The sequence below is a fragment of the Piscibacillus salipiscarius JCM 13188 genome, assembly GCF_001311865.1.
Classification (GTDB): Bacteria; Bacillota; Bacilli; order Bacillales; family Alkalibacillaceae; genus Piscibacillus; species Piscibacillus salipiscarius.
The window spans coordinates 1-1,169 of sequence record NZ_BBCD01000059.1 but is presented as its reverse complement, the minus strand read 5'-3'; the positions used below and the strand labels follow the sequence as shown (position 1 = coordinate 1,169).

General features: G+C 49.5%; 9 tRNA genes and 1 rRNA gene. All 10 read right to left on the bottom strand.

The window, feature by feature from the left end:
• Positions 1–81 precede the first annotated feature (81 nt).
• The 10 genes from JCM13188_RS17220 to rrf all read right to left on the bottom strand — a co-directional run bounded on the left by JCM13188_RS17220 (position 82) and on the right by rrf (position 1,036).
• Positions 82–157 (bottom strand) — tRNA-Ala (locus JCM13188_RS17220).
• A gap of 10 nt (positions 158–167) precedes the next feature.
• A tRNA-Pro gene (locus tag JCM13188_RS17215) sits at positions 168–241 on the bottom strand.
• Positions 242–246: 5 nt separating this feature from the next.
• Positions 247–323 (bottom strand) — tRNA-Arg (locus tag JCM13188_RS17210).
• An 8-nt stretch (positions 324–331) separates the two neighbouring features.
• Positions 332–420, bottom strand: a tRNA-Leu gene (locus JCM13188_RS17205).
• 8 nt (positions 421–428) lie between these two features.
• Positions 429–503 (bottom strand) — tRNA-Gly (locus tag JCM13188_RS17200).
• Positions 504–520: 17 nt separating this feature from the next.
• A tRNA-Leu gene (locus tag JCM13188_RS17195) sits at positions 521–605 on the bottom strand.
• Positions 606–610: 5 nt separating this feature from the next.
• Positions 611–686, bottom strand: a tRNA-Lys gene (locus JCM13188_RS17190).
• A 53-nt stretch (positions 687–739) separates the two neighbouring features.
• Positions 740–816, bottom strand: a tRNA-Thr gene (locus tag JCM13188_RS17185).
• Positions 817–834: 18 nt separating this feature from the next.
• Positions 835–910, bottom strand: a tRNA-Val gene (locus JCM13188_RS17180).
• Positions 911–920: 10 nt separating this feature from the next.
• Positions 921–1,036, bottom strand: a 5S ribosomal RNA gene (rrf, locus tag JCM13188_RS17175).
• Between the last annotated feature and the right edge of the window lie 133 nt (positions 1,037–1,169).

The following is a 1,169-nucleotide window of genomic DNA, read 5'->3' as shown; positions in this document are numbered from 1 at the left end:
AAATGTCGGCCGCCTTCAAAACAGCGACTTTATTAATATACCATTTTAATTGTTATAAGTCAACAATCAATTCAAAAATAATGGTGGAGCCTAGCGGGATCGAACCGCTGACCTCCTGCGTGCAAAGCAGGCGCTCTCCCAGCTGAGCTAAGGCCCCACAATCAAAATCGGGAAGACAGGATTCGAACCTGCGACCCCTTGGTCCCAAACCAAGTGCTCTACCAAGCTGAGCTACTTCCCGTTATATGGCGCGCCCGAGAGGAGTCGAACCCCTAACCTTCTGATCCGTAGTCAGACGCTCTATCCAATTGAGCTACGGGCGCAATATATATGGTGCCGAGGGCCGGACTCGAACCGGCACGGTGGTAACCCACCGCAGGATTTTAAGTCCTGTGCGTCTGCCAATTCCGCCACCCCGGCAGGACTTATGGAGCGGAAGACGGGATTCGAACCCGCGACCCCCACCTTGGCAAGGTGGTGTTCTACCACTGAACTACTTCCGCAATTATATTTAATTAAATGGTGCGGGTGGAGGGAGTCGAACCCCCACGTCGTAAGACACTAGATCCTAAGTCTAGCGCGTCTGCCAATTCCGCCACACCCGCAAAGGTGGTGAGCCATGGAGGATTCGAACCTCCGACCCTCTGATTAAAAGTCAGATGCTCTACCGACTGAGCTAATGGCTCAAAACATTGAGAACTAGAACGTTGTTCTAATAAATATTTGTCTGTTATCTAAGTGGTGCCGGCCGAGGGACTCGAACCCCCAACCTACTGATTACAAGTCAGTTGCTCTGCCAGATTGAGCTAGGCCGGCTTATATTAGATTGTTAAATGGTGGAGGATGGCGGGCTCGAACCACCGACCCCTTGCTTGTAAGGCAAGTGCTCTCCCAGCTGAGCTAATCCTCCAGGGTCAATTGCCCGGCAACGTCCTACTCTCACAGGGGAAACACCCCAATTACCATCGGCGCTAGAGAGCTTAACTGCTGTGTTCGGCATGGGAACAGGTGTGACCTCTCTGCCATCGTCACCGGACCTTTTTAGGCCGCTTATGTAAAACCTTTTTTCAAGGACAAGTAATATTATATTCACCTTACGCTAAAAATGCAAGGACTTTTTTATATTTTTCTAGATTTTTGTTTCTAGAGAAAAAGATCAAAAGGTTAAC